The sequence below is a fragment of the Jannaschia maritima genome, assembly GCF_030973515.1.
GTDB classification, from domain to species: domain Bacteria; phylum Pseudomonadota; class Alphaproteobacteria; order Rhodobacterales; family Rhodobacteraceae; genus Jannaschia; species Jannaschia maritima.
This window is the reverse complement of record NZ_JARGZA010000004.1, coordinates 210218-231930: the sequence shown is the minus strand read 5'-3', so window position 1 is coordinate 231930 and position 21713 is coordinate 210218. Positions and strand designations below refer to the sequence as shown.

The following is a 21713-nucleotide window of genomic DNA, read 5'->3' as shown; positions in this document are numbered from 1 at the left end:
CTCAGTCTGACTAGCGCTGCGATGCAGCTTCAACGCTCTCTCTATCCGAGATAGACAAGTTCCTTCACGTTGAAGCGGTCATCGGGGACGATCTTGTGCAGCCCCTCTGCATAGCGTGCGCGTATCCAGGTTCCGTCAGAACGGTAGGTCCAGAAGACATTGCGATACTCGCGATGCTGAACACGGATTTTCTCCACGTTCCGGTCCGACTGTAGCCGCCCCGTTTCACCGTCATCCTTGATCTCGACCAATGCAATGGCGTCTTGCGTTGTCCGACCGCTGACACCCACAAGGAAGTCTGGGAAGAACCGGTGCCCGGACGGCAGTATCAGGCGAGTAGCCCAAGTCTCATTCTCGGGGTTTCGCATCCACCACTTGACCGTCCCGGTTTTGTCTGCGTCCAGAAACGCCGCGAAGTCCCGTTCTTCCTTGTTCAGACGATGCGGGAACACGCCGTAGGCCGACTTCTCAGCTTCGTTCAGCCCGTCTGGTCCAAAGTATTGCTCTGGCACAGGTTCGCTGGTGTCGGTTCGCACATTGCGGGCCTGTGCGGTCTTGATGGCCTGTTTCAGCTTCTCGGGTTCCATCATCCCGGCTAGATCAATGGCGCGGCGCAGGTCTCGTTCCTCGGCTTCAATGCCCTTGTCGTCCACGATACCGCGCAGTTCCTCCACCAGCGCGCGCTTCAACAGACGTGGGTCGATGGCGTCATTGAAGTTGAAGGCCAGTTGCGCTTTCTCAGCCACCCGCGCATTGGACAGGCGCAAGCGCAGGTCCACCGTTTCCTGCAGCTCGGACGCGAACAGGTCGCGCAAGTCGAGATGCGCCTTCGTCAGTTTGCGTTGTAACAGACCGGGCATATCGGCAGAGAGGCAAAACTCGCGGGCTATGTCCTGCACCAGATCGTTCAGCTTCATCGGGTCGGGTGGCAGTTCCCGGACTAGCGCCTTCGGCAAGTCCAGGTCCTTGCGCAGCGGATAGGGCCGGAAGTTTGGTTTGCTCGGCCCCTTGTCAGTGTCAGGCTTCTTGCTTTCCGGCAGGTCGCCAAAGAGCGGCGTGTCGCTCATGTGTTGCCAAGTCTCACCTGCAACGATGGCCCGGTCCTGTTCGGTCCCAGGCATGTCCCCCACATCGGCCCGCACCACGCCTTGTTCGATCAGGTTTGCCAGACGCTCTTGCCGCTCAGCCTCGTTTTGCGGCGGCTTCGGTGCGAAGAGCGGTTTGGGCACATCGGATAGGCCGGTTGGCTCGTCCGGGTTTCCAAACTCGTAGACATCCAGATTGTCCGTTATCAGTTCGATGCTTTCGCGCACCGCCTTCAACTCGTCCACAGCCGCTTGAAGGCCCGCCTGCATATCCGGGTCGGTCAACAGCACATAGCCGCTGTCCAGCAACGCATCCTTCCCGTGGATAGGCCGCACGGAGGGATGCACGCGCATGATCCGGCCCACGATCTGCATACCGAAGTCGCGGCCCCGGTTCGGGCGGACGGAAACCAGCGTCCATGCGCGCGGCGCGTCGAAGCCCGTGGCCACGGCTACCTTGAAGATCAGCACATGTGTGTCGGGATCGTAGGCTAGCGAATGAAAGTCCGGGTCGGGCTGACCCGACGTATGCGTGGCGATGGCCGCATCATCGACGCCGATCTCCACCAACTTGTCCCGCACCCGCTTTACCGGGTCTTCCGCGCCCTTGGCTTGGTCCTCCACCTGCACCAGCATCAGGGGCGACACGGCCAGCCCGTGTTCCTTGAGCCGTCCGCGCACCCGGCAATGCTGCGTCCACCCGGCCTGCAACGTCGCCTGCTCCTGGTCGATCAGGTCGCGGTCGTCCTCGCGGAAGCGGATCACGCCCAGCTTGAGGCCTACCTTGTTCAACCCGGCGTCGACCACCTCGGCGCGGGGCACGACAACGCGGCTCGCCACCTCGATCCCGGCGGTGCGCTCAAAGGCTTCCAGCTTCTCGTCGCTTGGCGTGGCGGTTGCGAGGATCGTGAAATCCGGCTGGATATGGTCGAGGTAGAAGCCCGCCGCGACCTTGGCGGACGCCCCGAAGTTCAAATGCGCCTCGTCGATCACCACGCCCACGAAAAACCCCGCGTCCCGCCATGATGCGATCAGGTCATCGAAGGACAACGCCGCCTCGGACGTGCGACGCACCTTGCGGGCATCCTTATTGCTGGCGGCGACCGTCGCCCATGTCTGGATGAACACATCGCCGTCGCGGGTGCCGTTGGGTTCCCGGTCCTTGGCCACGTCCCGGACGCGCAAGCCGCCGCATTGCGCCACCAGAGCCTCGCGTGTCTGCGTCACCAGCCCTGAGTAGGGCGCGAACCAGAGCCACACCACGGGGCGGCTCAGCGCACCGCGCAGCCCTTCCAGAACCCGGCCCAGCACCAGCGTCTTGCCCGATCCCGTGGGGCTTTGCAGCAGCGTCACGCCGCTTTTCAGGGCGATGGCCTGCCGGTGCGCCGGGTCGCGGTCGTGCAACTCGGCCACCTTTCGGATCACACCCGACAGCGCGTCCACCGCGCGGGTCTGATAGGCGGCAAGGGATAGGCGTTCGCTCATTGCTGGAACCGCTTCACCAGCGTGTCGCGGACGGGGCGAATGTCCACATGGGTTCCGTCGAGATGCTGCGCGATCTGGCCCGGTGCCCACGCATAGACGAACAGGTTCTGCCGGTCGCGGCCTTTCAGCCATTGCAGCAGGCCGGGGTCGAAACGGTCCACCAGCACCAGCGCGGTTGTCTCGCCTTCGTGCAGGTTCCACGCGGCTTGCCCGTCATAGAGGGTCAGCGGCAGGTCGTGCATGGCTTCCAGAGCGGCCCAGGCATCGGCGGGTTGAAGGTCATAGTCGAGGTCTTCGAAGGCGATCTCATGGGTGCGCAGATAGGCAAAGCCTGCGGCGAGGTCGGCATACTTGGCGTCATCGCTGGCATTCAGGCGGCGGATGCGTTCCGCCGTCACGTCGCGGCACAGGTTTTTGTCAGGGTCGTCTTCTGTAGCTTCGGTGGACGAGACCATGATGAAGCGGCGGTTGCCACCGTCTTCGGCATTGAGTTCCATGACAGCTTGAGCGGCGGTAGCGGAGCCTGCGAAGAAGTCGAGCACGATGTCGTCCGGTCCGGTGGACTGACGGACCATTTCGCGGATCAATGAAACCGGCTTTGCGTAGGTAAAGGCTTTTGAGCCAAAGATGTCCTGTACCTCTGTCGTGCCTTCTTGATTGGTCCCGCTGACCAGATGTGCGTTCAGGTCAACGTCATCACCATCGGGAAGTGTATCCGTCTCCGCAAGCGGTGTGATCCACGAGGATACAGGTTGCGTGCTATTCTTGAGTTCGCGCTTGTAGCGCACCCACTGTGGAATGCCGTAACCGATCCGCTTTCCCACCCAAAACTCTAAATGTGGCATTTCGTGCCAGATTTTTCTGGTTCTGCGCGCCATTGGAACGTCAGCATTGTCAATCGCGGTCCGAAGTTCCTCCAACGTGTCAAAGACCTCAACTCGCTGTTCGTCTGGGAAGACGATGTGCCCTTGCTTTATCCACCGTCCAATCTGGTCTTTCGCAGGCACTTTGCCCTTAGTTGCGTCATCAGGTGGGAAAACTGGCATGACATCGGGATGCTGAGCCGCGTCATATTTTGAGCCTTTAGGAAAGGGCGATGGCCAAACTCTTTGTGGGTTTGACGGGTAGTATGTATCCGTTTCGGGATCATACATCGCGTAAAAGCCGTTGATCCTCTCTGTCATATCCTTCGGTTGGCTAATGTCGCTCAGGCGGTAATGGTCACGCTTTGTATCATCCCAATAGATGTATTTCTCGTAGGTTTTCTCGTAGCCACCAAACTGAAAAGCACTCTTGGCGTAGATCAATACATGTTCATGGTTCTCCGAGATGAACGCGCCTTTAGCATCGTTCCCACCTGTCCGTGTTCGCCAAGCAAATGAGGCCACGCGCATACCCGGCAGCGCCTCGTCCATCAACAGTTCCAGCAACGCCCGCTGGTCGTCATTGATCGACACCAGCAGCACGCCGTCCTCGGCCAGCAAGTCCCGCGCTAGCGTCAGGCGGCGATAGAGAAACTCCAGCCATGTGGACTGGCGGAACCGGTCCTCCTTGTCCATGTAGCTGTCGTTATAGACCCAGTCCTTGTTCCCGGTGTTGTAGGGCGGGTCGATGTAGATGCACTTCACCCGGCCTGCATGGGTCATGCGCAGCCATCGCAGCGCGTCGAAGTTGTCGCCCTCGATCACCAGATTGTCCCACGGCGCAGGCTTGTCCGACAGCGCCTCGTCGATCCGGCAGGCGATGAAGTTGGCATCCACCGCCGCGTCCGCCTCGATCTCGTCCCGCTCCCACACCAGCCCCAGCTTCTTGGTCCGGTCGCGCTTTTCCAGCAGTTCGACAAGTTGCGCGTGGGAGAGGTCGTCGTATTTTCCGGCCATGTGCGAGGCTTTGCCCTTGTCCTTTCTTTCCACCTTAGTGGTCCAGGATGACAGGCGGAAGTCGAGCTTCTTGGGCTGGCTGACGGGAGACGGACCTATAGGCCCATGCCTTCCTGCCCGTCCGGCCGACAATGGACCGCAGCCATCCCGGCTTCTGCCCCTCAGACCTACCCCAATAGACCAAATCGGTTCAGTGAGATTGATTGCGGCGCTCCGTCACAACGGCGTCATCGTGGCCAACAAGTTCAGTGACGCTCGTCGGTGTTCCGCTCATAGGGTGCTAAACTCGCACCCGCAGCGAACGTCCGCTTCCCGCCCTCAGCCACCTATGATTCTTCCGGCACCAAAGGGCAGCGGGAAACTCTCGCAACACTCGACAACGTTCGAACGAACCCTGCCCAAACAAAAAGGCCCCGGCATCATCACGATGCCGGGGCCTTTCGCGTCTAACCCCCTCCGTTCACTCCGCCGTAAGCAACGGCGGGCGCTTGTTGGTGATCTTGGGGGCCGCGGCCTCCTCGATGCGCAGGTCCAACTCGCCGTTCTTGACGCCGACCTTGACCAGGCCGCCCTTGGCGAGCTTGCCGAACAGGAGCTCCTCCGCCAGAGGCTTCTTGACGTGCTCCTGGATGACGCGGGCCAGGGGGCGGGCGCCCATCTTGTCGTCGTAGCCCTTGTCCGCGATCCATTCCGCGGCGGCGCGCGTCAGCTCGATGGACACGTTGCGGTCCAGGAGCTGCGCTTCGAGTTGCAGCACGAACTTCTCGACCACCTGGAGGATGGTGTCCTTCGGCAGCGGCGCGAACGAGATGACGGCGTCCAGGCGGTTGCGGAACTCCGGCGTGAAGGTCCGCTCGATGGCGGCCGTGTCCTCGCCCTCGCGCCGGTCGCGCCCGAAGCCCAGGGGGGCCTTGGCGGCGTCGGAGGCGCCCGCGTTCGACGTCATGATCAGGATCACGTTGCGGAAGTCCACCGTCCGGCCGTTGTGGTCGGTCAGCTTGCCGTGGTCCATCACCTGCAACAGGATGTTGTAGACGTCCGGATGCGCCTTCTCGATCTCGTCCAGAAGCAGGACGCAATGCGGGTGCTGGTCCACGCCGTCGGTCAGCATGCCGCCCTGGTCGAAGCCGACATAGCCCGGGGGCGCGCCGATCAGGCGCGAGACGGCGTGCTTCTCCATGTATTCGGACATGTCGAAGCGCAGCATCTCGACGCCCAGCGTGTCGGCCAGCTGCTTGGCCACCTCCGTCTTGCCGACGCCGGTGGGGCCCGCGAACAGATAGTTGCCGATGGGCTTCTCCGGCTCGCGCAGGCCGGCGCGGGCCAGCTTGATGGCCGAGGACAGCGCCTCGATAGCCGGGTCCTGGCCGAACACGACGCGCTTGAGGCTGCCTTCGAGGTCGCGCAGCACCTCCGCGTCGTCCTTGGACACGTTCTTGGGCGGGATGCGGGCGATGGTGGCGACCACGGCCTCGATCTCCTTGACGCCGATGGTCTTGCGGCGCTTCGATTCCGTGACCAGGGCCTGGGCGGCGCCCGCCTCGTCGATGACGTCGATGGCCTTGTCGGGCAGCTTGCGGTCGTTGATGTAGCGCGCCGACAGCTCCACCGCCGTCTTCACGGCGTCGGCGGTGTACTTGATCGAATGGTGATCCTCGAACCGGGACTTCAGGCCCTTGAGGATCTTGATCGTGTCCTCGACCGTGGGCTCGTTCACGTCGATCTTCTGGAACCGGCGCGACAGGGCGCGGTCCTTCTCGAAGTGCTGGCGGAACTCCTTGTAGGTGGTCGAGCCCATGGTCCGCAGCTTGCCGCCCGCCAGGGCGGGCTTGAGCAGGTTGGACGCGTCCATCGCGCCGCCGGACGTGGCGCCGGCGCCGATCACGGTATGGATCTCGTCGATGAAGAGCACCGCGTCGGGATGATCCTCCAACTCGGTGACGACGGCCTTCAGGCGTTCCTCGAAGTCGCCGCGATAGCGGGTGCCCGCCAGCAGCGCGCCCATGTCCAGGCTGAAGATGGTGGCGCCGGCCAGGACCTCCGGCACCTCGCCCTGGACGATCTTGTAGGCCAGCCCTTCGGCGATGGCGGTCTTGCCCACGCCGGGGTCGCCCACCAGCAGGGGGTTGTTCTTGCGCCGCCGGCACAGGACCTGGATGGAGCGTTCGACCTCCGCCTCCCGCCCGATCAGGGGATCGACGTCGCCCTTGTTCGACTTTGCGTTCAGGTCGACGCAGTACTTGGCCAGCGCGGATTCGCGGTTCTCCTGCGGGGAGGGGCCGCCCTGCTCGACGGCCGCGTCCTCGTCGTCGTCGGAGCCCTGGACGGGCCGGGCCTCCCCGAATTCGGGGTCCTTGGCGACGCCGTGGGCGATGAAGTTGACCGCGTCGTAGCGGGTCATGTCCTGTTCCTGCAGGAAGTAGGCCGCGTTCGATTCGCGCTCGGCGAAGATGGCGACGAGGACGTTGGCGCCCGTCACCTCCTGCCGGCCCGACGACTGCACGTGGATCGCGGCGCGCTGGATGACGCGCTGGAAGGCGGCCGTCGGCACGGCCTCCGACCCTTCGACATCGGTGATCAGCGTGGACAGGTCGTCCTCGATGAACTCCTCGACGGTCTGGCGCAGGTCGTCCAGGTCGACGCCGCAGGCCTGCATGACGCGGGCGGCGTCGGGCTCGTCGATCAGGACCAGCAGCAGGTGTTCCAGGGTCGCAAGCTCATGGCGGCGGGTGTTCGCCTGGGCGAGGGCGGCGTGGATCGCCTGCTCGAGCGTGTTCGAGAACGAGGGCATGGTGTTCTCCCAGATGCGTCGCGGTCGACGGAATGCCTAGCCGCGCTTGTTTTAAGTTTTGGTTGTCGGCGCCGGGGCTTCAACCCTTTTTCGGATCCGGTCCCGGATTGGTGACCGGGCGAAAGGACGCGGACGGGCGGCCGCGGCGACGGCATGTCAGAAGGCGTCCTTCATCCGCCGGGCTGCGGCGAAGGTCGCGGTGTCGGGTTGGCCTTCGGTGCCGGTCGCCCGCTTGACGGCCGTCACGTGGCTGCGAAGGAAGGGGTTGGTACGACGTTCCAGTCCCAGCGACGAGGGGACGGTCGGCACCCCTGCTGCCAGCGTCCCCTCCACATGGGCGACCCGTGACGTAAGATCGGCGTTGTCCGGTTCAAGGGAGCGCGCGAAGGCGAGGTTGGACAGCGTGTATTCGTGGCCCGACGCCACGAGGTGGTCGTCGGGCAGGTCGTCGAAGAGGGCCAGGCTGGCGTGCATCCGTTCCGGCGTGCCTTCGAACAGGCGGCCGCATCCGGCGGCCATCAGGCTGTCGCCGGTGAAGGCGATGCCGTCCAGGAAATAGGCGACGTGCCCGATCGTGTGGCCGGACACGTCCCGGACGGCGACCGTCGCGCCGCCGAGGTCGAACGCGTCGCCGGGCGACAGGGGGCGGTCGAGGCGGGGCAGGCGCTTCGCGTCGGCGGCGTTGCCCCGGACGGCGGCGCCCGTGACTTGGCGCAGGTCGTCCACGCCCGCGACGTGATCGGGGTGGTGGTGGGTCAGCAGGACGTCGGTGATCGCCCACCCCATCGCGGCCGCGGCATCCAGATATGGCCGCGCGCGGGCGCAGTCGATCGCGATCACGCGGTCGCCCACCCGGGCGAGGTAGCCGTAGTTGTCCAGCAGGTCCGGGAAGCGGTCCTTCAGCATCGGGATCACCACCAGGTCGTCCAGGGCGGTGCCTGCGACGTCGACGGGGACATGGGGGGGCATGGGCATGGGGTGCGGGCTTTCGTTCGGCGTGTTCCCCAGCGATGCAGAGCCGCCCGCCCGCCGCAAGCCTTGATGTGCGGGCCGCGGCATCCTAGCAGGGGTCCGGGTTTCGGTCTTTCGCACGTCCCCCGCCAGGCGGGGTCCCCAGACGTGACCGAAGGATAGCCGACATGACGAACCACGCGATCCGGCCCGCGACCGCGGCCGATGCCGGAACCCTGCTGTCGATCTGCGACGCCTCCGGCCTGATGGGGCCGGAGGAGATGGATTACATGCGCGGCGAGGTCGGTGCATGGGCCGCGGGCGCGGGCGATGCCGTCTGGCTGATGGACGACGGCGGCGCGGGCGCGGCCCTGCTGCATCCCGAGCCGATGTCCGACGCGGTCTGGAACATGCTGTTCGTCGGCGTCCGCATGGCCGCGCGCCGCACCGGGGTCGCCACCGCGCTGCTGGACGCGGTCGAGGCGGCGGCCCGCTCCGGCGGGGGCCGTATCCTTCTGATCGACACCGCGGGCGCGGACGACTTCGCCCCGGCGCGCGCGCTCTATGCCAAACGAGGCTACGAGCGGGAGGCGGTGATCCGGGGCTATTACGGCGATGGGGTCGATCGGGTCACGTTCCGGCGCGATCTGTAGCGTGGCACCTTCCGTGGCCGGGGGTGTGCCCCTAGGTCGGGGGGATGCATCTGGACGTCCTCGACCTGCGCCACTTCTATTACCGTACGCGGCTGGGGCGCGCGGCGCAGCGCGCGATCCGGGGGCGGTTGGTGTCGATGTGGCCCGACGTACAGGGGCGGACCGTGGTCGGGTTCGGCTTCGCCGTGCCGCTGCTGCGGCCCTTCCTGGCGGACGCGCGGCGCGTGGTCGGCCTGATGCCCGCGCAACAGGGCGTGATGCACTGGCCCGCGGGCATGGCGAACGTGGCCACCCTGGTCGAGGAGACGTCCTGGCCGCTTGAAACGGGCAGCGTCGACCGGCTGGTCCTGCTGCACGGGCTGGAAACATCGGAGAACCCGTCCCGCCTGCTGGACGAGGCGTCGCGCGTCCTGGGGCCCGGGGGGCGGCTGGTCGTGGTCGTGCCCAACCGGTCCGGCCTGTGGGCGCGGCGGGAATCGACGCCGTTCGGCTTCGGGCGGCCGTATTCGCTGGGTCAGTTGGAAACGCAGGCCAAGGCGGCCGGCTTCGTGCCGGAGCGCCATTACGCCGCGCTGTTCGGCCCGCCGCGGGCCACGAACTTCTGGCTGCGCACGCACGACATGATGGAACGGATGGGCCAGCGGATCAGCCATTCGGGCGGCGGCGGCGTCATCCTGCTGGAGGCGTCCAAGCAGGTCCCGGCGCGCCCCCGGACCGGCCTGGCCGAACGCGTCCGGCGGCCCCTGCGGGTGCTGGAAGGCGTGCCGGAGCCGACGCCCGCGCGGCGCGTGGCATCGCGGCGGGGCGCCGTCGCAGGCGGCTGGCCAGGCCCCACGCGCTGACGCCGATCCAGAACACCTGGATCGCCAGGGTCGCCATGTTGAACGCCTGCGCCAGCGAGGCCAGCACCATGGCGGCCGCGAGCAGGTTCACGACGAAATAGCTGCGATGCTCGGCCGTCAGGACACGCACCGTGAGCAGCGCATAGTTCGTCATGTAAAGGCAGGCGCCGAGAAGACCTATGACCTGCAGCGGGGTGAACGCGTCGATGCCCATGGCCGTCCCCTCCCTTTCCTGCGTCGCCGGTCGTCGCGGCTGCCTAGCGCCCCGCGGCCCCGCCCGGGTAGTGGGGGTTTCCTTACCTATAGGAAAGAAGCGCGAATCCGTCGCCAGCGCGGGGGTGGAAGGGGGCCAATCGACCCGTTGCGGCACCCTGACCCCTCTGCTAGAGGGAGCGCGATTTCGCGGGCCTGCCCTTTGGGGACGGGACCGCATGCCGCGCGCGACCGGGGGAGATCGGCCGCGCGACCCGAAACGTCGAAAGGGATCCGCTTGTCCGAGCCAGCTTCGATTTCCTCTGGCATCGCGGCGCGTTACGCGCGGGCGGTGTTCGACCTGTCGCGGGAAGGGGGCCAGCTGGACCGCCTGTCCCAGGACGCGGACACCCTGTCCGAGGCGACGAAGGCGTCGCCCGACCTGCGCGAGCTGCTGTCCTCGCCCGTGGTGTCCCGGTCGGAGCAGGCCGCCGCGATCGCCGCGGTGGCGGACAAGCTGGGCCTGTCGGACACGATGAAGAACACCCTGGCGCTGATGGCGTCCAAGCGGCGCCTGTTCGTGGTGCCCCAGATGCTGACCGCGCTGGAGGGGATGCTGGCGGACGACCGGGGCGAGGTGACGGCGCAGGTCCGCGCCGCGCAACCCCTGGACGACGACCAGCGCGCCCGGCTGGCGGACGCCCTGAAGGCGTCCACGGGACGCGACGTCAAGGTCGACGTGACCGTGGACGACAGCCTGATCGGCGGTCTGGTGGTCCGGCTGGGGTCCCGCATGATCGACACATCCATTCGCGCGAAGCTCGACGCGCTGCAGAACACGATGAAAGAGGTCCGCTAATGGCTATCCAGGCGGCGGAGATTTCCGCCATCCTCAAGGATCAGATCAAGAACTTCGGCCAGGAGGCCGAGGTCGCCGAGGTCGGACGCGTCCTGTCCGTGGGCGACGGCATCGCCCGCGTCTATGGCCTGGACAACGTCCAGGCCGGCGAGATGGTCGAGTTCCCGGGCGGCATCCAGGGCATGGCCCTGAACCTGGAAACGGACAACGTGGGCGTCGTGATCTTCGGCTCGGACCGCGACATCGGCGAGGGCGACACGGTCAAGCGGACCAACTCGATCGTGGCCGTCCCGGCCGGCGACGCGCTGCTGGGCCGGGTCGTGGACGGTCTGGGTCAGCCGCTGGACGGCAAGGGCCCGATCGAGACGACGGAAACGCGGGTCGCCGATAGCAAGGCGCCGGGCATCATCCCCCGCAAGTCCGTGCACGAGCCCATGGCCACCGGCCTGAAGGCTGTCGACGCGATGATCCCGATCGGCCGGGGCCAGCGCGAGCTGATCATCGGCGACCGCCAGACCGGCAAGACCGCCGTGGCCCTGGACGCGATCCTGAACCAGAAGACGTACAACGACGCGGCGAAGGAGGAGGGCGACAAGCTCTATTGCATCTATGTCGCCATCGGCCAGAAGCGGTCCACCGTGGCGCAGCTGGTGCAGCGTCTGGAGCAGTCGGGGGCCATCGACTATTCCATCGTGGTCGCCGCCACCGCGTCCGACCCCGCGCCGATGCAGTTCCTGGCCCCCTATGCCGCGACGGCCATGGCCGAGTACTTCCGCGACAACGGCCGCCACGCGCTGATCGTGTACGACGACCTGTCGAAGCAGGCGGTCGCCTATCGCCAGATGTCGCTGCTGCTGCGCCGCCCGCCGGGGCGCGAGGCCTATCCGGGCGACGTGTTCTGTCTGCACTCCCGCCTGCTGGAGCGGTCGGCCAAGCTGGGCGACGATTACGGCAACGGCTCGCTCACGGCGCTGCCCATCATCGAGACGCAGGGCGGCGACGTGTCGGCGTTCATCCCGACCAACGTGATCTCGATCACCGACGGGCAGATCTTCCTGGAAACGGACCTGTTCTTCCAAGGCATCCGCCCGGCCGTGAACACCGGCCTGTCGGTGTCGCGGGTGGGGTCGTCCGCGCAGACCAACGCGATGAAGTCGGTGGCCGGACCCGTGAAGCTGTCCTTGGCCCAGTACCGGGAGATGGCCGCCTTCGCGCAGTTCGGGTCCGACCTGGACGCGTCCACGCAGCGCCTGCTGAACCGGGGCGCGCGCCTGACCGAGTTGATGAAGCAGCCGCAATACTCGCCCCTGACCAACGCCGAGATCGTATGCGTCATCTACGCGGGCACGAACGGGTATCTGGACAAGGTCCCCGTGTCGGAGGTCGGCAAGTGGGAGGCAGGCCTCCTAAAGCACATGCGCGGCCAGAAGCGCGACGTCCTGGACTGGATCACGGACGAGGATCCCAAGATCAAGGGCGACGCGGAGGACAAGCTGAAGGCGGCCATCGACGACTACGCCAAGACCTACGCCTGAGGGGGCCGGAGCGATGCCCAACCTCAAGGACCTGAAGAACCGGATCGAGTCCGTCAAATCGACGCGCAAGATCACGAAGGCCATGCAGATGGTCGCCGCCGCCAAGCTTCGGCGCGCGCAGGACGCCGCGGAATCGGCCCGCCCCTATGCGGAGCGGTTCGATGCCGTGCTGTCGTCGCTGGCCGCCGCCGTGGGCGACAGCGACAGCGCGCCCCGGCTGCTGGCCGGGACCGGCAGCGACAAGACGCACCTGCTGGTCGTCATGACGGCGGAACGCGGCCTGTGCGGCGGCTTCAACGGCAACATCGCGAAGCGCGCGCGCCAGGACGCCGACCGGTTGATGGGCGAGGGCAAGACGGTCAAGATCCTGACCGTCGGCAAGAAGGGCCGCGAAACCCTGCGCCGCACCCATGGCGACCACTTCGTCGCCCATGTCGATCTGACGGACGTGAAGCGCGTGGGCTACGGCGACGCCAGCGGCATCGCCGCGGACGTGCTGAAGCGGTTCGACGCCGGCGAGTTCGACGTGGCGACGATCTATTTCTCGCGGTTCGAATCCGTCATCAGCCAGGTGCCGACGGCGCAGCAGATCATCCCGTTCCAGGTGCCTGAAGGCGCCGATGCCGGCGCGCTCTACGACTACGAGCCGTCGGAGGAGGGGATCCTGGCCGACCTGCTGCCGCGTGGGGTGGCCACCGCCATCTTCGCCGCGCTGCTGGAGAACGGGGCGTCCGAGCAGGGCGCGCGGATGTCCGCCATGGACAACGCGACCCGCAACGCAGGCGACATGATCGACGACCTGACGGTCGAGTACAACCGGTCCCGCCAGGCGGTCATCACCAACGAATTGATCGAGATCATCTCGGGCGCGGAGGCGCTGTAGCGATGAGCGATCACGATCCCTCCGACCTCGCGGTCATGACGTTCGAGATGCTCAAGCGCATCCAGACGCAACTCGACCGCATCGAGGGTGACATGCAGAACATGAAGGTTCGTATGTCGGCGATCGAGACGGGGATCGGTCAACTGAACTCGCGGATGGACCGTTTCGACGAACGCTTGTCGCGTGTCGAGCGTAGGCTGGACCTGACGGACACCGCGGCGGAATAGGACGACGGGCACGGCCCGAGACAGGAGAACACCAATGGCAAACGGCAAGGTAACGCAGGTCATCGGCGCCGTCGTCGACGTTCAGTTCGACGGCGATCTGCCCGAGATCCTGAACGCCCTGGAAACGGAGAACAACGGCAAGCGGCTGGTGCTGGAGGTCGCGCAGCATCTAGGTGAGAACACGGTCCGCACCATCGCCATGGACGCGACCGAAGGGCTGGTCCGCGGCCAGGCGGTGACCGACACCGGCGCGCCGATCTCGATCCCGGTGGGCAACGGCACGCTGGGCCGGATCCTGAACGTCATCGGCGAGCCGGTCGACGAGGGCGAGCCGATCCAGGCGGACGAACGCCGTCCCATCCACCAGCCCGCCCCCGAATTCGCCGAGCAGGCGACCAGCTCGGACATCCTGGTGACGGGCATCAAGGTCATCGACCTCCTGGCCCCGTATTCGAAGGGCGGCAAGATCGGCCTGTTCGGCGGCGCGGGCGTGGGCAAGACCGTGCTGATCATGGAGTTGATCAACAACATCGCGAAGGTGCACTCGGGCTACTCCGTCTTCGCCGGCGTGGGGGAGCGGACCCGCGAGGGCAACGACCTGTACCACGAGATGATCGAATCGAACGTCATCAAGCCCGACAACCTGTCGGAATCCCAGGTGGCTCTGGTCTATGGTCAGATGAACGAGCCGCCGGGCGCGCGCGCGCGCGTCGCCCTGACCGGCCTGACCCTGGCGGAGCAGTTCCGCGACCAGTCGGGCACGGACGTGCTGTTCTTCGTGGATAACATCTTCCGCTTCACGCAGGCGGGCTCCGAGGTGTCGGCGCTGCTGGGCCGCATCCCGTCGGCCGTGGGCTATCAGCCGACGCTGGCCACCGACATGGGCCAGATGCAGGAGCGGATCACGTCCACCAAGACGGGGTCGATCACCTCGATCCAGGCCGTGTACGTGCCTGCCGACGACCTGACGGACCCCGCGCCCGCCACGACCTTCGCGCATCTCGACGCCACCACGGTGCTGTCGCGGGCGATCTCGGAGCTGGGGATCTATCCGGCGGTGGACCCGCTGGATTCCACAAGCCGGATCCTGGACCCCGCCGTCGTGGGCGAGGAGCATTACCAGGTGGCCCGCGACGTGCAGGGGATCCTGCAGCGCTACAAGTCGCTGCAGGACATCATCGCGATCCTGGGCATGGACGAGCTGTCGGAGGAGGACAAGCTGACCGTCGCGCGCGCCCGAAAGCTGCAGCGCTTCTTGTCGCAGCCCTTCGACGTGGCGAAGGTGTTCACCGGCGCGGACGGCAAGCAGGTGCCGCTGGACGACACGATCAGCAGCTTCAAGGCCGTCGTGGCGGGCGAGTACGACCACCTGCCGGAGGCCGCGTTCTACATGGTCGGCGGCATCGACGAGGTGAAGGCCAAGGCCGAGAAGCTCGCCGCCGAGGCCGCCTGATCATGGCGATGCAGTTCGAGCTTGTCAGTCCCGAGCGGCGCCTGGCGAGCCGGGAGGTGCGGGCCGTCCGCATTCCCGGTGCCGACGGCGACCTGACCGCGATGGAGGGGCACAGCCCCGTCATCACGTCGCTGCGCCCGGGCATCCTGACCATCGAGTCGGATGGCGGCGAGGAGTCCTTCGCCGTGACCGGCGGCTTCGCCGAGATCGGGCCGGAGGGCACGACGGTCCTGGCCGAGCGCGCGCTGTCCACGACCGACGTGGACCAGGCCACCTTCGACGACTGGGTCGCCGACGCCCACCGTCAGCGGCAGGAGGCGCCGGAGGACGGCGTCGACGCGGCCGTGAAGCTGGTCGAGGACATGGTCGCGATGGGCGGTCACATCGGATTGGACGCGCGGCAGCCGAACCTTTGAACGCTCGGCGGTGAACGTAGCCCAGGCCCGCCCCCCGAGGCGGGCCTTCTTCGTTCGGTGACCGACGATCGGCCCGCCGGTTCGCGTCCCTGGCCGTTCGGCGGTGGGGCGGAGGGCGGACGATCCGGGCGCGGCCCGCCAGGCGCAGGCATGTACCCGTACAATGGCGGCCTTTCCTTTCGCGTCCAAACCTTGTCCTGATCGCACCGTCATCGGGAAAGGCATGCGCCGTGAAGGTCTTCCTCAACGGGTTCGGCCGCATCGGCCGCAGCATCCTGCGCGCGCACCTGACGGGGCGCGGCGGGTTCGAGGTGGTGGGGATCAACGACATCGCGCCGTTGGAGACCTGCGCCTATCTGTTCCGGTTCGATTCCGTGTTCGGCCCCTGGCGCGGCGCGGTCGCGGCCGACGGCGACGCGCTGGTGATCGACGGGACGCGATACCCGTTCCATCGGACGCCGGACCTGCGCACGCTGACCCTGGACGGCGTCGACCTGGTGCTCGAATGCACGGGCAGGGCCGACACGCGGGGCGAGGTGGAACGCGGATTGCTGGCGGGCGCGGGCAAGGTCCTGATGTCGGGCCCGTCCGCCGTGGCGGACGTGACGGTCGTGCTGGGGGCGAACGACGCGGATTTGGAGGATCAGCGCGTCGTGTCGAACGCATCGTGCACCACGAACGCGGTGGCGCCGCTCCTATCCGTGCTGGACCGGGCCTTCGGCGTCGCCGGCGGGGCGATGACGACGGTGCATTGCTATACCGGCAGCCAGCCCACGGTGGACATGCCGCGCGGCGACATGGCCCGGTCGCGGGCCGCGGCGCTTTCGATGGTGCCCACGTCCACCAGCGCGGGGCGCCTGGTGGACCAGGTCCTGCCCCACCTGGCGGGTCGGGTGACGTGCCAGGCCCTGCGCGTGCCCACCGCCAGCGTGTCGGCGGTGGACCTGACCTTCCTGCCGGAACGCGCCGCGGACGTGGACGGGGTCAACCGGGTCCTGCACGGGGCCGGGGGCGTGATCGGGACGGAGGACGCGCCCGTCGTCAGCGCCGACATGCGGGCCCGGCCCGAAAGCCTGATCGCCTTGCCGCACCAGACGAGGGCCGCCGGGGCCGGGCTGATCCGCGTGTTCGGCTGGTACGACAACGAATGGGGCTTCGCGAACCGCATGATCGACGTGGCCCTGCGGATGGGCGGGTCAACTTAGGGCCGCCACGAGCGCGGGCAGGTCCGCCAGCGTGGCGATGCGGCGATATCGGGGATGGTCCACCGGTTCCGCATCGCGCTCCAGCGCCCATTCGATTTCCGACGGGACGAACACGCCCCACGAGCCCGCCGCCAGGGCGGGGTTCACGTCCGACCTGAGCGAGTTGCCGACCATCAGCGCCCGATCGGGGCCGTCGAGGGCGAAGGCCCGGGCGTAGGTGGCGGGCGTCTTGTCGCTGACGATGTGGACGTCGTCGAACAGATCCCCCAGGCCGGAGGCGGCCAGCTTGCGTTCCTGATCGAGCAGGTCGCCCTTCGTGACGAGGACGAGGCGGTGATCCGGCGCCAGGGTCGTCACGGCGTCGCGCGCGCCGGGCAGCGGTTCGACGGGGTGGGCCAGCATCTCGCGCCCGGCTGCCATCAGGTCCGCGATGACCGCAGTGGGCACGCGACCGTCCGTCACCTCGATCGCCGTCTCGATCATGCTGAGCACGAAGCCCTTCACGCCGAAACCGTAATGCGACAGGTTCCTCGTCTCGGCGGCGAGCAGGCGATCCATCAGGTGGTCCCGTTCGACGTGTTCGGCCAGCAGGTCGGCGAACCGGTCCTGCGTCAGCCGGAACACCGTCTCGTTGTGCCACAGCGTGTCGTCCGCATCGAAGCCGATCACCGTGGGTCGGGACATCCGAACCTCTTTTCAGGAGGGGGTCCGCGCCTATATGGAGGGACCTGACCGAACCTGCCAGACCGTATCCGCAGCACGAGTGGCCCCATGGACCGATTCCATAGCACGATCACCGCCATGGCCGAACGTCCGGGCGACGGCGACGCCGACACGACGCTGATCACCAAGACGAAGCCGAAGACGCAGAAGCCGCCCCTCTACAAGGTGCTGCTGCTGAACGACGACTATACGCCCATGGAGTTCGTGGTCCACGTGCTGGAGCGGTTCTTCGGCATCACCCATGGCCAGGCCGTGGAGATCATGCTGACCGTCCACAAGAAGGGCATCGCGGTCGTGGGGGTCTTCAGCCACGAGATCGCGGAAACGAAGGTCGCGCAGGTGATGGACTTCGCCCGGCGCAACCAGCACCCCCTCCAGTGCACCATGGAGAAGGAGGAGTAGGGTCTGACCCGCTCCCGCCTGCTGCTGGCCATCGACTCGGGCGCCGTGGTCCTGCCGCCCGACGGTCGTCTGCTATGCGTCTGCTCCGCGTCTGCGCCCTGTCCGACAGATCTGCCCGTCGCCCGGGTCGTGGCGATGACGGAATCCGCCCCGCTCGACGCGGCTCTGACCCGTTCCGGCATCGAGACGGTCCGGCGGATCGGACCGGGGTTCGATGCCGCGCTGGTCGTCGTTGACCGGTCGAAGGCCCGCACGCTCGATCGCATCGCGCGCGCCGTGGCCGCCGTGCCCCGGGGGGCGCCCGTGGTGGTGGACGGTGACAAGGGCGACGGGGTCGAATCCATCCTGAAGGCCTGCCGCAAGGCGTTCCCCGTAAGCGACGCGTTCAGCAAGGCGCACGGCAAGACCTTCGCGATCCACGCCGAAGGCCCCGCGCCGGCGGACTGGCAGGCGGCCCCGCGGCAGGTGGACGGGTTCAGGACCGTGCCGGGCGTGTTCAGCGCCGACGGGATCGACCCGGGCTCCGCCATGCTGGCGGATGCGCTGCCGCCGCTGGCGGGGCGGGTCTGCGACCTGGGCGCGGGGTGGGGCTATCTGGCGGCGCGCATCCTGGGGGCCTCCGCGGACGTCGCCGCGCTCGATCTGGTGGAGTCCGATCACGAGGCGCTGGACTGCGCCCGCGTCAACGTCACCGATCCGCGAGCCGCGTTCCACTGGGCCGACGCGCGGGACTGGGACGGCGGCCCCTACGACGCGGTGGTCAGCAACCCGCCCTTCCACCCGGCGCGCAGGGCCGACCCCGAACTGGGCCGCGCCTTCATCCGCGCGGCGGCACGGGGCCTGGCGCCGAAGGGAACGTTCTGGATGGTGGCGAACCGCCACCTGCCCTACGAGGCGGCGCTGGCGGACGCCTTCGCGCAGATCGACACGGTCGCGCAGACGGGCGGATACAAGGTCGTCGCGGCAAGGAGGGCGAAGCGCCCATGACCATGAGCATCGCGGGCAAGACCGCCATCGTCACGGGCGCGGCCAACGGCGTCGGCCTGGCCATCGCGCGCCACTTCGCCGAAGCGGGGGCGAACGTCATGTTCGCCGACCGCGACGAGGACCGCCTGCACGAGGAGGTGGGCGACGCGCAGGGCGACGACACCACCAACCTGCGCTATTTCGCCGGCGACCTGCGCGAACGCCTGACGGTCGCCAACCTGCTCTCGGCCACCATCGACGCCTTCGACCGGGTGGACATCCTGGTGAACGCGGCCCGTCAGGTCGCGAACACGGATCCGCTGGACGCGGACGACGACAGCGTGATGACCATGCTGAACCAGAACCTGCTGACGACGCTGCGCCTGACGCAGGCCGTGGCCAAGCGCATGATCCACCAGGCGGAGGAGGCGGCCGATGCGGATCCGGGGCCGATCGGGTCGATCGTGAACCTGGGCTCCATCGCCAGCCGCCGGACGCAGCCCGATCTGCTGGGCTTCTCGGTCAGCGCGGCGGCGCTGGACCAGGCGACGCGCAGCCTCGCCGTGTCGCTGGCGCCGAGGGGGATCCGGGTGAACGGGGTGGCGGTCGGGTCCGTCATGTCGGCCGCCCTGCGCGCCCGCCTGAAGGACGAGCCGGATCTGCGCCGCGCCATCATCGACGCCACGCCGATGGGCCGCATCGCCGCCCCCGCCGAGCTGGCCGAAACGGTGCACTACCTCGCCTCCGACGCGTCGTCCTTCATGACGGGGCAGATCCTGACCGTGGACGGGGGACGGACGCTGATCGACCCCGCGGTGGGACCGGTGCATTAAGTCTGTCCGCACCACGCCCACGGGCGCCCACCGATGCCGAGCGCGTCAGTGCATTTCCCTTGGTCCCGTATTGGCGGGGATGCGCGACAGGCTCTCGAGGTCGGCCGGGGTGAGCACGGGGTTCACGTCCAGTATCCAGGGTCGTCCGTCGCGTCCGACGGCGAATTGCATCGTCACGTCGCCCATCGCGCCCATGGCGGACCGGACCGTGTCCTCGGCCCGGTCCAATATGTCTGCGCGCACGCCGGCGCGGTTGCGATGGCATATCGTCGAGGCGACGCGGCGGTCCCCGACCCATCGGCATCGCAGTTCGGAGACGGTGGACATGTCGCGCGATTCGAACAAGTGCAGGTATGGAGGAGTGGAGGCGTCGCGCCAGGCTTCCAGGACCATCACCTGGCGTCCGGTCGGGGTCGAAAGGCGGGCCGCAACGGCGGGCGGGAGTGGCTGTTCGCCCGGGATAAGGCGCAACCGCCCTTCCTCCTGCCAGGACTTCAGCGCGATCTTCGGGAACAGGTCCGCCGGTGCGGCGTCGGGGCATTCCGCGTCGAGGCGCGGCGGTCCCCCCTCCGGATCGAGCGCGAGAGGCAGCGAGATCCAAGGCATTTGCCATGCCAGCGCCCGGACCGGGTCGGGCCATTGCAGGACGTCCGTCCCCCGCAGGCGACGAGCGAGGTCGTCAGCCATCGTCATTCCGCAGCGTGAACAAATTGGCCAGAAAGGTCCGCAGGTCTGGGGACACCGGGACGGGCGCACCGGTATCCGTCCCCCGCCAATAGATTCGTCCCTCATCCTCCTCGGTCATCCCGATCAGAAGGCTTCCTTCCGGCAGGGCGGTGGAGGCGAACGGCAAAGGCGCGCCCTTCGCGTCGGGCAGGCTGCGCATCAGTACCGCGGTGGAATAGATGACCGACACGAAGTCGTAGGGTTGCCCCGCGCCGGGCGGCAGGTCGAAGGTCGCAAACGCATCGCCGAAGAACGTCACGTAGCCAAAAGTGGTCAGGAACGTCCGCAGAGCCTCCGGCAGGGGGCGTCCCAAGGCATCCTCGATGGCGGCCAGTTCGTCCGGCGGTTCGGGCGTGGCCCCGGTGCCGTAGGCGGCCCAGGCATCGCGGGTCTCACGCGCGAGGGTGAAGCCGGTCTGCGTATCCTCCACGGGCGTGCCCCGGTCGCGTTCGGCTGGAAGCGATTCTGCATCGGGTGTCAGGCCCGTCAGGAACGAGGCGAAGTCGGGCGCGATCCAGCCCGGATCCCCTTCGTCCCCGACATACCAAACGGAACCGGAGTCTGGCTCACGCAGGCGCAGCGTGACGAAGCCATGGCCCGAATAGTCGCTCGCGACGGGAAGATGATCCGCCGGCACGAAGGCTTGAGACCGCTCGACGGAGGCCGGGTCGAGCATGGCGAGGATCGTGCCGGGACCCAAATCGGACACGAAACCGCTATCCGATCCCTCGGGCCATGCCGGAAATCCATAGGTTTTCAGGAAGGTCACGTAGTTCGGCGCCAGGGGCGCGCCTGCGGCCGCCGCGATGCGCGCGACTTCTGCCTGCGTGGCCGGGGTCACGCCGGCCGCGGCCCACAGGGCGAGCGTAGCGGCGGAAAGCGAGAGGTCCGCCATCAGTCACCTAGACGCAGGTTTTCGACGAACGTGGTGAAGTCGTCGGCGACGAATCCCAAGGCGGTGTTATCGCCTGAGCCCCATTCGTCCACGCGTTCGGGCCAGTACCAGATCCGGCCCGCCTTGGGCGTCAGTTCCATCAGGATCTGGTCCTGGTCGGGCGTGCCGCCGATGGGGAAATGCGTGTTGGGGTACAGCAGCGGCGGGGTGCCACCCGGCGCGCGGACGTCCGCGGCCATGCGTTCGATATGGTCCGCATCCCATAGGTGCGAGATGCTGCCATCGGTGTGGGTCACGACCTGACCCTCTTCGCGGACGCTGTAGTCGAAGCTGTCCGGCGTATCGATGTCCCATTCCACGAAGCCGTGCTGCCGAAGGAACCTCACATAATCCGCTGGTAGGGGCTGGCCGATTGCACGTTCCACGCGCGCGACTTCCTTCTCGGTGGCGGGCGGAACGTCCATCGAGGCCCACCATTCCAACGTTTCGGGGGGAATGTTCATGCGTTCGTCCAGTCTAGAACAGGTCGTTGTCCATTATCGAGTTGGCACCGGTATGCGAGGCGCCCGAATAGCCGCGCCCATTGTCGTGGATAGTCTGCGGCACGTAACCGACCTGTCCATCCTCGAAGTGGTGTAGCACGTAGTCCCGGTGGCTGGGGGCGGCGCGTCGGGCAGCGACCACCTGGTCCAGTCCCAGCCCACCCGCCTG

Annotated in this window: 21 protein-coding genes and 1 pseudogene; 12 read left to right on the top strand and 10 right to left on the bottom strand. The window is 67.2% G+C overall.

The features are described 5' to 3' along the window. Positions 1-41: 41 nt before the first annotated feature. The 4 genes from P0084_RS05450 to gloB all read right to left on the bottom strand — a co-directional run bounded on the left by P0084_RS05450 (position 42) and on the right by gloB (position 8216). Positions 42-2570, bottom strand: a complete 2529-nt coding sequence (locus tag P0084_RS05450; RefSeq protein WP_308915797.1) for a DEAD/DEAH box helicase — start codon at positions 2568-2570, stop codon at positions 42-44. After that, positions 2567-4483, bottom strand: coding sequence for a site-specific DNA-methyltransferase (locus P0084_RS05445; protein WP_308915796.1), 1917 nt, complete (start codon positions 4481-4483; stop codon positions 2567-2569). The genes P0084_RS05450 and P0084_RS05445 overlap by 4 nt, the downstream gene beginning before the upstream one ends. Positions 4484-4910: 427 nt before the next feature. Then, on the bottom strand, positions 4911-7241 hold the full coding sequence (gene clpA, locus P0084_RS05440; protein ID WP_308915795.1) for an ATP-dependent Clp protease ATP-binding subunit ClpA: 2331 nt from the start codon (positions 7239-7241) through the stop codon (positions 4911-4913). A 156-nt stretch (positions 7242-7397) separates the two neighbouring features. After that, positions 7398-8216 carry a hydroxyacylglutathione hydrolase gene (gloB, locus tag P0084_RS05435; RefSeq protein ID WP_308915794.1) on the bottom strand — a complete coding sequence of 273 codons (819 nt, stop codon included), beginning with the start codon at positions 8214-8216 and terminating at the stop codon, positions 7398-7400. 164 nt (positions 8217-8380) lie between these two features. Here gloB and P0084_RS05430 point away from each other — a divergent pair, with 164 nt between their 5' ends. Further along, on the top strand, positions 8381-8845 hold the full coding sequence (locus tag P0084_RS05430) for a GNAT family N-acetyltransferase (RefSeq protein ID WP_308915793.1): 465 nt from the start codon (positions 8381-8383) through the stop codon (positions 8843-8845). 44 nt (positions 8846-8889) lie between these two features. Further along, entirely contained in the window at positions 8890-9687 is a 798-nt protein-coding gene (locus tag P0084_RS05425) for a class I SAM-dependent methyltransferase (protein WP_308915792.1), read from the top strand. Between the two features lie 40 nt (positions 9688-9727). Here P0084_RS05425 and P0084_RS18565 read toward each other — a convergent pair. Beyond that, positions 9728-9841, bottom strand: a pseudogene (locus tag P0084_RS18565) (CBU_0592 family membrane protein); the annotation flags it as partial. A gap of 336 nt (positions 9842-10177) precedes the next feature. Here P0084_RS18565 and P0084_RS05420 point away from each other — a divergent pair. From P0084_RS05420 to P0084_RS05390, 7 genes are all read left to right on the top strand, one after another. After that, a complete protein-coding gene (locus tag P0084_RS05420; protein WP_308915791.1) occupies positions 10178-10738 on the top strand; it encodes a F0F1 ATP synthase subunit delta in 561 nt (186 codons plus the stop codon). Further along, entirely contained in the window at positions 10738-12273 is a 1536-nt protein-coding gene (gene atpA, locus P0084_RS05415) for a F0F1 ATP synthase subunit alpha (protein WP_308915790.1), read from the top strand. Before P0084_RS05420 ends, atpA begins: the two co-directional genes overlap by 1 nt. A gap of 13 nt (positions 12274-12286) precedes the next feature. Then, positions 12287-13156, top strand: coding sequence for a F0F1 ATP synthase subunit gamma (locus tag P0084_RS05410; RefSeq protein ID WP_308915789.1), 870 nt, complete (start codon positions 12287-12289; stop codon positions 13154-13156). Between the two features lie 2 nt (positions 13157-13158). Beyond that, entirely contained in the window at positions 13159-13383 is a 225-nt protein-coding gene (locus P0084_RS05405) for a hypothetical protein (RefSeq protein ID WP_308915788.1), read from the top strand. A gap of 34 nt (positions 13384-13417) precedes the next feature. Then, the gene (gene atpD / locus P0084_RS05400) at positions 13418-14836 is read left to right on the top strand and encodes a F0F1 ATP synthase subunit beta (RefSeq protein ID WP_308915787.1); all 1419 of its coding nucleotides are present in this window, start codon (positions 13418-13420) and stop codon (positions 14834-14836) included. 8 nt (positions 14837-14844) lie between these two features. Further along, the gene (locus P0084_RS05395) at positions 14845-15252 is read left to right on the top strand and encodes a F0F1 ATP synthase subunit epsilon (protein WP_374213599.1); all 408 of its coding nucleotides are present in this window, start codon (positions 14845-14847) and stop codon (positions 15250-15252) included. A gap of 230 nt (positions 15253-15482) precedes the next feature. Then, complete coding sequence (locus tag P0084_RS05390; RefSeq protein ID WP_308915786.1) at positions 15483-16457, top strand: type I glyceraldehyde-3-phosphate dehydrogenase; 975 nt, start codon at positions 15483-15485, stop codon at positions 16455-16457. Here P0084_RS05390 and P0084_RS05385 read toward each other — a convergent pair. After that, positions 16449-17141 carry an HAD family hydrolase gene (locus P0084_RS05385; RefSeq protein WP_308915785.1) on the bottom strand — a complete coding sequence of 231 codons (693 nt, stop codon included), beginning with the start codon at positions 17139-17141 and terminating at the stop codon, positions 16449-16451. The two genes, P0084_RS05390 and P0084_RS05385, sit on opposite strands and share 9 nt — an antisense overlap. 117 nt (positions 17142-17258) lie before the next feature. On the opposite strand from P0084_RS05385, the gene clpS reads away from it, so the two are divergent. The 3 genes from clpS (at position 17259) to P0084_RS05370 (ending at position 19381) form a co-directional block, all read left to right on the top strand. Beyond that, positions 17259-17582 (top strand): ATP-dependent Clp protease adapter ClpS, encoded by a 324-nt coding sequence (clpS, locus tag P0084_RS05380; protein ID WP_308915824.1) that lies wholly within the window; start codon positions 17259-17261, stop codon positions 17580-17582. Between the two features lie 135 nt (positions 17583-17717). Then, positions 17718-18569 carry a class I SAM-dependent methyltransferase gene (locus tag P0084_RS05375; protein ID WP_308915784.1) on the top strand — a complete coding sequence of 284 codons (852 nt, stop codon included), beginning with the start codon at positions 17718-17720 and terminating at the stop codon, positions 18567-18569. Then, positions 18566-19381 carry an SDR family NAD(P)-dependent oxidoreductase gene (locus P0084_RS05370; protein ID WP_308915783.1) on the top strand — a complete coding sequence of 272 codons (816 nt, stop codon included), beginning with the start codon at positions 18566-18568 and terminating at the stop codon, positions 19379-19381. The genes P0084_RS05375 and P0084_RS05370 overlap by 4 nt, the downstream gene beginning before the upstream one ends. Before the next feature lie 45 nt (positions 19382-19426). Here the strand turns inward: P0084_RS05370 and P0084_RS05365 are convergent, their stop codons facing one another. From P0084_RS05365 to P0084_RS05350, 4 genes are read right to left on the bottom strand one after another with little or no spacing between them, the layout of a single operon-like run. Beyond that, a complete protein-coding gene (locus tag P0084_RS05365) occupies positions 19427-20068 on the bottom strand; it encodes a hypothetical protein (protein ID WP_308915782.1) in 642 nt (213 codons plus the stop codon). After that, positions 20061-21002, bottom strand: a complete 942-nt coding sequence (locus P0084_RS05360) for an SMI1/KNR4 family protein (RefSeq protein ID WP_308915781.1) — start codon at positions 21000-21002, stop codon at positions 20061-20063. Before P0084_RS05360 ends, P0084_RS05365 begins: the two co-directional genes overlap by 8 nt. After that, the gene (locus P0084_RS05355) at positions 21002-21505 is read right to left on the bottom strand and encodes an SMI1/KNR4 family protein (RefSeq protein ID WP_308915780.1); all 504 of its coding nucleotides are present in this window, start codon (positions 21503-21505) and stop codon (positions 21002-21004) included. Before P0084_RS05355 ends, P0084_RS05360 begins: the two co-directional genes overlap by 1 nt. A 13-nt stretch (positions 21506-21518) precedes the next feature. After that, positions 21519-21686 (bottom strand): hypothetical protein, encoded by a 168-nt coding sequence (locus P0084_RS05350; RefSeq protein ID WP_308915779.1) that lies wholly within the window; start codon positions 21684-21686, stop codon positions 21519-21521. Positions 21687-21713: the final 27 nt, after the last annotated feature.

Excerpts from the sequence above, each read along its gene's own strand:
- P0084_RS05450 (WP_308915797.1), bottom strand. The coding sequence starts at position 2,570 with ATGAGCGAACGCCTATCCCTTGCCGCCTATCAGACCCGCGCGGTGGAC.
- clpA (WP_308915795.1), bottom strand. The coding sequence starts at position 7,241 with ATGCCCTCGTTCTCGAACACGCTCGAGCAGGCGATCCACGCCGCCCTC.
- gloB (WP_308915794.1), bottom strand. The coding sequence starts at position 8,216 with ATGCCCATGCCCCCCCATGTCCCCGTCGACGTCGCAGGCACCGCCCTG.
- P0084_RS05430 (WP_308915793.1), top strand. The coding sequence starts at position 8,381 with ATGACGAACCACGCGATCCGGCCCGCGACCGCGGCCGATGCCGGAACC.
- P0084_RS05425 (WP_308915792.1), top strand. The coding sequence starts at position 8,890 with ATGCATCTGGACGTCCTCGACCTGCGCCACTTCTATTACCGTACGCGG.
- atpA (WP_308915790.1), top strand. The coding sequence starts at position 10,738 with ATGGCTATCCAGGCGGCGGAGATTTCCGCCATCCTCAAGGATCAGATC.
- P0084_RS05410 (WP_308915789.1), top strand. The coding sequence starts at position 12,287 with ATGCCCAACCTCAAGGACCTGAAGAACCGGATCGAGTCCGTCAAATCG.
- P0084_RS05405 (WP_308915788.1), top strand. The coding sequence starts at position 13,159 with ATGAGCGATCACGATCCCTCCGACCTCGCGGTCATGACGTTCGAGATG.
- atpD (WP_308915787.1), top strand. The coding sequence starts at position 13,418 with ATGGCAAACGGCAAGGTAACGCAGGTCATCGGCGCCGTCGTCGACGTT.
- P0084_RS05395 (WP_374213599.1), top strand. The coding sequence starts at position 14,845 with ATGCAGTTCGAGCTTGTCAGTCCCGAGCGGCGCCTGGCGAGCCGGGAG.
- P0084_RS05385 (WP_308915785.1), bottom strand. The coding sequence starts at position 17,141 with ATGTCCCGACCCACGGTGATCGGCTTCGATGCGGACGACACGCTGTGG.
- clpS (WP_308915824.1), top strand. The coding sequence starts at position 17,259 with ATGGCCGAACGTCCGGGCGACGGCGACGCCGACACGACGCTGATCACC.
- P0084_RS05375 (WP_308915784.1), top strand. The coding sequence starts at position 17,718 with ATGACGGAATCCGCCCCGCTCGACGCGGCTCTGACCCGTTCCGGCATC.
- P0084_RS05370 (WP_308915783.1), top strand. The coding sequence starts at position 18,566 with ATGACCATGAGCATCGCGGGCAAGACCGCCATCGTCACGGGCGCGGCC.
- P0084_RS05365 (WP_308915782.1), bottom strand. The coding sequence starts at position 20,068 with ATGGCTGACGACCTCGCTCGTCGCCTGCGGGGGACGGACGTCCTGCAA.
- P0084_RS05360 (WP_308915781.1), bottom strand. The coding sequence starts at position 21,002 with ATGGCGGACCTCTCGCTTTCCGCCGCTACGCTCGCCCTGTGGGCCGCG.
- P0084_RS05355 (WP_308915780.1), bottom strand. The coding sequence starts at position 21,505 with ATGAACATTCCCCCCGAAACGTTGGAATGGTGGGCCTCGATGGACGTT.